This is a genomic window from Streptococcus cristatus, from assembly GCF_001578775.1.
Classification (GTDB): domain Bacteria; phylum Bacillota; class Bacilli; order Lactobacillales; family Streptococcaceae; genus Streptococcus; species Streptococcus cristatus_A.
In genome coordinates this window covers 1,440,613-1,447,852 of record NZ_KQ969062.1, presented here as the reverse complement: position 1 = coordinate 1,447,852, position 7,240 = coordinate 1,440,613, and the positions used below count along the sequence as shown (strand labels likewise).

The window sequence follows — 7,240 nt, the reverse complement described above, 5'->3', positions numbered from 1 at the left end:
TTTTCCTAAAAATGCATAAAAAAAGTAAAAAGATTGCACAAAAAGCTTGCAATCTTTTTTTCTTTTGCTATAATTATCAATGGTTTGAAAAAACTGCCTAAGACAGTAGGGGAGCTCGACTCATAAAAATCCTACCGAGGACAAAACGTATCATGTAAAAGAAGCGTATTGTACTTTCGTGTCTAGGTTTGGGCGCGTTTTTCTTTTAGAAAGATTCCCCAAGCAAAATAATTACGGAGGTGAAACACTAAATGAGTGAAGCAATTATTGCTAAAAAAGCAGAATTAGTTGACGTAGTAGCTGAGAAAATGAAAGCTGCTGCATCAATCGTTGTTGTGGACGCTCGTGGTTTGACAGTTGAGCAAGATACTGTTCTTCGTCGTGAGCTTCGTGGAAGCGAAGTTGAGTACAAAGTAATTAAAAACTCAATCTTACGTCGTGCAGCTGAAAAAGCTGGTCTTGAAGATCTTGCATCAGTATTTGTTGGACCATCTGCAGTAGCATTTTCTAACGAAGATGTTATCGCACCAGCGAAAATCTTGAACGATTTTGCTAAGAATGCAGAAGCACTTGAAATCAAAGGTGGTGCTATTGAAGGCGCTGTCGCATCAAAAGAAGAGATTCTTGCACTTGCAACTCTTCCAAACCGCGAAGGACTTCTTTCTATGCTCCTTTCTGTACTTCAAGCGCCAGTTCGCAACGTTGCACTTGCTGTCAAAGCAGTTGCAGACAACAAAGAAGACGCAGCTTAATCTTAAGCTACGCAGCGTAGCCTAGCTACAAAAAAATTATTATAAAAATAAAAACTTATTTGGAGGAAATAACAATGGCATTGAACATTGAAAACATTATTGCTGAAATTAAAGAAGCTTCAATCCTTGAATTGAACGACCTTGTAAAAGCTATCGAAGAAGAATTTGGTGTAACTGCAGCTGCTCCTGTGGCTGTTGCTGCAGCTGGTGCTGCTGACGCTGGTGCTGCTAAAGATTCATTTGACGTTGAATTGACAGCTGCTGGTGACAAGAAAGTTGGCGTTATCAAAGTTGTACGTGAAATCACAGGTCTTGGCCTTAAAGAAGCTAAAGAACTTGTTGATGGTGCACCAGGTGTCATCAAGGAAGGCGTTCCAACTGCAGAAGCTGAAGAAATCAAAGCTAAATTGGAAGAAGCTGGAGCTTCAGTTACTCTTAAATAATCATTTACAGGTTGTTTAAGGCTGAAAGCCAAGTTTTAAAGCCTTTTCGTTAATTGTTGAGGCGATAAAAAGGGAGTATTTTATTTGAAACCTCCCCATGAACACCCCCACAAATTTTGTGGGGGTGTTCATAATTTTATGACAAATTTTTTATATTAGATTCATTAAAAATTAAACCTGCTACATGATTTATTTTATGTAGCAGGTTTAATTTTTAAAACTTGAGTTTATAAACTTCAATGATTTGCTTATCAGAAACGAACGCTTCTTTTGGATATGTTTTGAATACCAGTTGTGGAAAGATAAATGAATTATCATAATTATCAAGAGAGTTGTATGTGAGAGGTTCGTCTGGGAGCGTCTCATAAACCAAATTGAGCATAGTGAACTGTTCATTGTAGGAGTATTCGTCATCAAATTGCTTATTTTTGTATTGCTCATTCTCAGTATCTACTTTAGAATTATGTTGAGAAAAAGCATAGTAGGGCATTAAAATATGATATGTCTTGCTTTCTCCTGATTTCAAATCTTCGGAAGGTTGAAAACTCAATAACTGACCAGTTTCATTTGAAGCATAGAGGTAAGAGTCTGTCCCAGCTTGTTTCTTTTCTAATCGTTTCTTGTCATATCCACGTATGGTAATGATAAAATTTTTATATCGGTCATCATTTAGTTGGTTTTTCGTTCCAATTAATGTTTCGCTATATTTATTTGTTACAGTAATAGCAAGTCGCTTAGTAGAACTATCATATGAGCCAATTTCGACTTTTAAGCCACGTAGTTTCTTATCTAAGTTATCATAAGATAAATGGATTGAATCTTTGTTTTCGTTTGCTTCAGATACAGCACGTGTATAATAATATTCTGCACCATCAAAATAATATTTTTTACGGTGACGTTCAATAATTTCTGATTGACTTTTGGTGTATTTTTTTGTGCTGTCTATAGATTTCTCTATTTTGTTTCCCTCGTCTGTAACATTCTTTTGATTATTATTAGCTGAACATGCAGTAATCAATAAAATCACAGATGTAGCAATTAATCCGACAGCAATAAGTTTCCTTTGTTTTCTCATTATAAACTCCCTTTTAAATATTATAAGTATATTTTTTTGTCAAAATAATACTCTATTGTATTCTATTATATCATAAAAAATAATCATGTATATTATTTTTGGGAAATAAAATACATTAAAGCCCTAAAATTTTCCATCAATAAAGGTTAGCCTATGTTTATAGGAATAACAAAGGAGGGTGCACAATGTCATTAAGCGATAATGTGTCAAATCGTATCTATGAATTAAGGACAAGTAAAAAACTAACACAAGAGACATTAGCTGATAAAGCTGGTATGGATGTTAATGCTCTAGGGAGGATTGAACGAGGTCAAAATGGGAATGTCAAATTAGAGACTTTGGATAAAATTATACGAGCTTTAGAAATTGACCATAGAACATTCTTTTCATTTACGACAGATGAGGATTCTATATCTAAAATTGTTGCTAAGTTATCTTTGGTAGAAGATGAGAACAGATTTATTGAAATTTTTGATAGAATATTAGATATAGAGTTAAAATAACATTGAATATTCATAGGGAAAATAATAATTTCTTTCGCTATAAAGTGAAAAACTAGCGCAGTCTTTTATCACTTTATAGCGAAACCAAAGGATACGTCAGCAACGACGTATCCTTTTTAAATTACTCTTTTCTTTCCTTGGTTTTGCTAGACTTTATATAATCAGCCTTTCTAGAATATTTTTATAGAGAAGAAATTTACTTAGATGATGTTTTATTTGCATAATTTTGTATGGAGGTTGATATACGTAACATTGTTACAAAAAACATTATAAACTAGAGCTCCAGTCTGTCCTTGAGTTGTTTTCAGGTATTTTTAGAGGATGAGTGTGCTTTTAGAAATATTATTGGTTATACAGGGTTATATTGTTGATTTTCAATTTATATTATAATAATCATGGCATAAAAGAGGCGCATATACTGCATTTTTGAAATATGGATATTACGCTTGTATCATTGTAATTTTAAATTATATAGCAGATACTTTTAGGTGGAAAATATTAGATGATGAAATTTATGGAAAACTTTGAATTACTAGGAAATTGAAGGAAATATCCGAGATAACGCAGTAATTCAAAGTTTTACATAAATTGTAAAAATCATCTATTTCCAACTGAATTATCTGAAATTTTAAAATTCCGTTACAAAAGCTAATACATATATGATTAAAAATGTAAAATTTTAGAACTTTATGCAATAATTTTATTATATAAATTCATAAAACAGTCAATCTGGATAAGCAATAATTTTTATAAAATATTCTATAAATGCTTTAAAAACAGCTATTTGACAGATTTTGAGGTCCATTTTATAATGGTTTTTGTAACAGAGATACGTATATTTGATTTTGCATAAAAATGAATATCTGATTGATTCTGTTATAAAAATATAAAAGAAAGAATCATATAAAAAATATGATGGTGCATGTTATGAATAACAATTATTCAAAAGCTGTTGCAGTTCGATTGAATGAAATGCAACATGTAAAGCAAATCACTGAGTTTCAATCAGTATATGCTTATGAAAACAATCGGCGAACTGATAATATCATCGGAAAAAAAGCAGAATTTATTATTTTGTCTGGCAAACTTGCTGGTTTCATTTTTACTTGTAAGTTTAGCAAAGAAGTTGATTCTACGATTATGAATGACTACTATATTATTTTTGACGAGGCAAATTGTAGTGTATATGCACGCAATAATAATATTCAGTTGAAATTGTGGGCAACTAATTTACAGTCAGCAGATGAAAATAAAAAAGGAGTTTAGAGATGGAAAACACAGACTTAAAAACTGTTAATAAAGCAATTTTTGATATTGCGCTTGCAATTTCAAAACAACAAGCAACTAAAAGTCAAAATGAAAATTATAGCTACGAAAATATTACGAATCGAATTGCGCAACAAATCGCAACACAAGCTTTGTCTATTCGTAAATTGATTACTGATATCAAATAGTCACCAAACGTGGGTAATGTAATAACCCACGTTCCATGTAAGAAGAAAGGAAAAGTATATTGAAAAAATCAATACAATTAAGCATAGATGAAGCAACAATAATAGTTAGACCTTGGTCAGAACAATTGGCTCTAATGACATCGTGGAAAGATGAAGCGGAGCATATAATTTTTTGTATATATCATAGGTTATTCTATTTTGAGAATCTGGGTACATTGATATCAGAAAAAAAACACCCCGCAGGCTATCAAATTTCTTATAGCATAGAAAAAATACCGTATTTTTTAAGGTTGGCATATCATGAGAGTTTCCCAACTATGGGTGTCATTATTAAATTTTCTGCGAGTGCTCTAGACTACTACAGACAAAATTATCAAAAGAGAACAAATAAAGAAATTGATATTCCAGATATTTTACAACTACTAGAAAATAGAAATTGGGATGTTCATCTAAGTCGAATTGACTTTGTAGCTGATTATTTGAATTACAATTTCAGCGTCAATGAATTATATCAAAAAATTAAGAATCAATATATTATTGTTAGAAATCAAAATAAAATTCAACAAAATTTTAATCTTGAAGGATTAGAAAAAAATGGCACTGTCAACACATTTTATGTTGGTTCTAAACGAAAAAATGTTAGTACGTTTCTGAGAGTTTATGACAAGAAAACTGAACAATTTGAAACAAATGGTTTGAAGCTTCACATAGCAAAAGATTTAGAAAGCTGGATTCGTTTTGAAGCTGTATTTAAGAAAGACTATGCTAAACAGATTTCTGAAATCATGAAAAAAATAAATTCTAAGGGAGAATTACATGAACTAATTGCTAATAAAATTTTAGAAAAATTTTGTTTTATTGATAGTTCAACTTATGAATTAACTAATTTTTCTCATGATTTGCTGAAATTAGAAAACAATTTCCCGTCTTTGATTTCTAGAAATAGTAGAAATAATGCTTTGTCAGCATCAATTATGTATCATTTGAAAAATTCTGGATTGCTTCCATTATTCTTTAGAATTCAATATATTTGGGGTAAAGAAGCACTCACACACTTTTTAGTTACATTAGTAAATTATTTCGAAGCTTATTACAGACCAAATAGAGATACAATAACATGGCTTAATAAACATGGTTTTCTTTTAAAAGAATTGGATTTCTATGAGTTTCTAGATGAAACTATCGAAATATTTCTAATAAAAAATGTCAACTTTCTTCCCAGTAGCCAAACATCGAAGAAAGATGACAAAGAATGATTTGAGATGAGACAGAGTTCATCTCCTGTCTCCTATTGTCTCATATTTTAAACAAATTGAAAAGGAGAAATATGAATATAAAAGTATTATCTCTAGAAAAAATAATTGAAATATACATTAGATTTTGTATTTTAAGTAAATAATAGAATTCTATAATATAGGAGAGAAAGATGATAACGGTAAACCATAAAGATGTTATGAAGTTGGGGTTCTCAAAAACTGCTGCAAAGCAAATAATAAGAGAATCGAAAGCACTAGCTATTAGTAGATATGAAGAGTATAGAAAATCTTCGAATAATATGATAGAATTAAAAAGGCCGCCTTTTGACAATAGACGATTAGACTTAGCTCCTGCTAAAATAGTAGAGGAAGTTCTTGGTTTTCAATTTACTGAGGAAAGGAAAATTGAGAATAATGTCTAAGAAATATAAAGGTGTATTTAGAGATAGCAAAGGTAGGATTTACTGCCAGACAGAATTTAAAGCTTCAGCTACTGGAAAACGTCAGCGATTTAAACGATATCGCAATATTTGGGGAAAATCTTTCACTACTGAAAAAGAAGCATATGATGAGTTATGCCGTGCAAGAGTCGAGTTTTATGATAGATTTGACTACAGCGACTATAATCTTACCTTCGCAAGATACATGGAAGATATTTTCTTACCTTACTATAAGCAGACTGTCCAAGATTCTACATATAGAACGGCAATCGCTCACTTCAATTCATTTGTAGAAGTATTTGGGCAAAAGAAATTGCGAGAGATAAAACCCCGTGATTGTGAAAAGTTTCGTCTGGAACTTATTGACAGATACTCTCCAAACTACGCGAAATGTGTTTGGATACGATTTAAGCAATGTCTAGGCTATGCTGAACGCATGGAATATATCAAAACATTCCCATGTAAGAGTCTTGATAATCCGAAAGGGAAACGTCCTGATACTAAATTTTGGACTTTTGAGGACTTCAAAAAGATTATTACCACCTTCGACCTATCAGATTATGAGGATTTGCACAGATTCACTACAACATGGTTATATTATATGACAGGTGTTCGTGTCAGTGAGGGTTTTGCTCTATTGTGGTCTGACTATGATAAGGAAAATAAGCGTATTTTTGTTCATGCTACTTTAGAAGCTCTTAAGGGTGGTATTTACAATCGGAAAGAGCAAACTAAGACAGAAGCAGGAATAAGGTACATTGACTTAGATGATGAGACTATAAAAATCCTCGAACGTTGGCGCTCGGTACAGGTTGCAAATTCCAATAATGATTTTATATTGTCTAAATTTGGTGAACCAATGGTTAAAAGCACTTTGACGCGAATGTTAAAACGTCATGCGAGACTTGCAGGAGTGCCAGAAATCACTGGTAAAGGTCTTAGACATAGTCATGACTCATTTATGATTAATGTTCTTAAGAAAGACGTTTTAGCGGTTTCTCAAAGGTCTGGCAGAATTGATAAAGCTACGACTCTGAATACATATTCACACCACTATAATATAAATGCGAAAACTGTTGGTAGTGAAATAACTGATTTATTGCAAAAGGAGGGAGTGATTTCAACACCCCTACAAACACCCCTACGGGTTCAAAATTAATCGAAAAATGCTTAATGACAAGCTTTGTAGGTTTAACGCCTACATTACTCTTAAGTAATATAGTATCCAATTTTAAAAAAGCCAAGTCTTTTGACTTGGCTTTTTTGTAATTATTTAAGTTTTAACAAATCGGAGTAAGTAATGCTTTTTAAAATAAA

9 protein-coding genes and 1 other annotated feature are annotated in these 7,240 nt (G+C 31.9%); of the genes, 8 read left to right on the top strand and 1 reads right to left on the bottom strand.

Going from position 1 to position 7,240, the window contains the following annotated elements; genetic code table 11:
- The first annotated feature begins 78 nt into the window (after positions 1-78).
- Positions 79-213, top strand: a sequence feature (ribosomal protein L10 leader region).
- Between the two features lie 38 nt (positions 214-251).
- On the top strand, positions 252-752 hold the full coding sequence (rplJ, locus tag SCRDD08_RS07195) for a 50S ribosomal protein L10 (RefSeq protein WP_001287273.1): 501 nt from the start codon (positions 252-254) through the stop codon (positions 750-752).
- A gap of 74 nt (positions 753-826) precedes the next feature.
- A complete protein-coding gene (gene rplL, locus SCRDD08_RS07190; RefSeq protein WP_001196964.1) occupies positions 827-1,195 on the top strand; it encodes a 50S ribosomal protein L7/L12 in 369 nt (122 codons plus the stop codon).
- Between the two features lie 214 nt (positions 1,196-1,409).
- Here rplL and SCRDD08_RS07185 read toward each other — a convergent pair whose 3' ends face one another.
- Positions 1,410-2,270, bottom strand: a complete 861-nt coding sequence (locus SCRDD08_RS07185; RefSeq protein WP_061423032.1) for a hypothetical protein — start codon at positions 2,268-2,270, stop codon at positions 1,410-1,412.
- 185 nt (positions 2,271-2,455) lie between these two features.
- On the opposite strand from SCRDD08_RS07185, the gene SCRDD08_RS07180 reads away from it, so the two are divergent.
- From SCRDD08_RS07180 to SCRDD08_RS07155, 6 genes are all read left to right on the top strand, one after another.
- Positions 2,456-2,773: a helix-turn-helix domain-containing protein gene (locus SCRDD08_RS07180; RefSeq protein ID WP_061423031.1), complete on the top strand. Its 318-nt coding sequence runs from the start codon at positions 2,456-2,458 to the stop codon at positions 2,771-2,773.
- Positions 2,774-3,700: 927 nt separating this feature from the next.
- On the top strand, positions 3,701-4,039 hold the full coding sequence (locus tag SCRDD08_RS07175) for a hypothetical protein (RefSeq protein WP_155719768.1): 339 nt from the start codon (positions 3,701-3,703) through the stop codon (positions 4,037-4,039).
- Positions 4,040-4,041: 2 nt separating this feature from the next.
- Positions 4,042-4,227: a hypothetical protein gene (locus tag SCRDD08_RS07170; RefSeq protein ID WP_061423029.1), complete on the top strand. Its 186-nt coding sequence runs from the start codon at positions 4,042-4,044 to the stop codon at positions 4,225-4,227.
- 59 nt (positions 4,228-4,286) lie between these two features.
- The gene (locus SCRDD08_RS07165; RefSeq protein WP_061423028.1) at positions 4,287-5,483 is read left to right on the top strand and encodes a replication initiation factor domain-containing protein; all 1,197 of its coding nucleotides are present in this window, start codon (positions 4,287-4,289) and stop codon (positions 5,481-5,483) included.
- 170 nt (positions 5,484-5,653) lie between these two features.
- Positions 5,654-5,905: a DUF3173 family protein gene (locus tag SCRDD08_RS07160; RefSeq protein WP_061423027.1), complete on the top strand. Its 252-nt coding sequence runs from the start codon at positions 5,654-5,656 to the stop codon at positions 5,903-5,905.
- Positions 5,898-7,082, top strand: a complete 1,185-nt coding sequence (locus SCRDD08_RS07155) for a tyrosine-type recombinase/integrase (protein ID WP_081104268.1) — start codon at positions 5,898-5,900, stop codon at positions 7,080-7,082. Before SCRDD08_RS07160 ends, SCRDD08_RS07155 begins: the two co-directional genes overlap by 8 nt.
- Positions 7,083-7,240 lie beyond the last annotated feature (158 nt).

What these genes read in the sequence shown, in the direction of transcription:
- rplJ (WP_001287273.1), top strand. Translation starts at nt 252, where the DNA reads ATGAGTGAAGCAATTATTGCTAAAAAAGCAGAATTAGTTGACGTAGTA.
- rplL (WP_001196964.1), top strand. Translation starts at nt 827, where the DNA reads ATGGCATTGAACATTGAAAACATTATTGCTGAAATTAAAGAAGCTTCA.
- SCRDD08_RS07185 (WP_061423032.1), bottom strand. Translation starts at nt 2,270, where the DNA reads ATGAGAAAACAAAGGAAACTTATTGCTGTCGGATTAATTGCTACATCT.
- SCRDD08_RS07180 (WP_061423031.1), top strand. Translation starts at nt 2,456, where the DNA reads ATGTCATTAAGCGATAATGTGTCAAATCGTATCTATGAATTAAGGACA.
- SCRDD08_RS07175 (WP_155719768.1), top strand. Translation starts at nt 3,701, where the DNA reads ATGAATAACAATTATTCAAAAGCTGTTGCAGTTCGATTGAATGAAATG.
- SCRDD08_RS07170 (WP_061423029.1), top strand. Translation starts at nt 4,042, where the DNA reads ATGGAAAACACAGACTTAAAAACTGTTAATAAAGCAATTTTTGATATT.
- SCRDD08_RS07160 (WP_061423027.1), top strand. Translation starts at nt 5,654, where the DNA reads ATGATAACGGTAAACCATAAAGATGTTATGAAGTTGGGGTTCTCAAAA.
- SCRDD08_RS07155 (WP_081104268.1), top strand. Translation starts at nt 5,898, where the DNA reads ATGTCTAAGAAATATAAAGGTGTATTTAGAGATAGCAAAGGTAGGATT.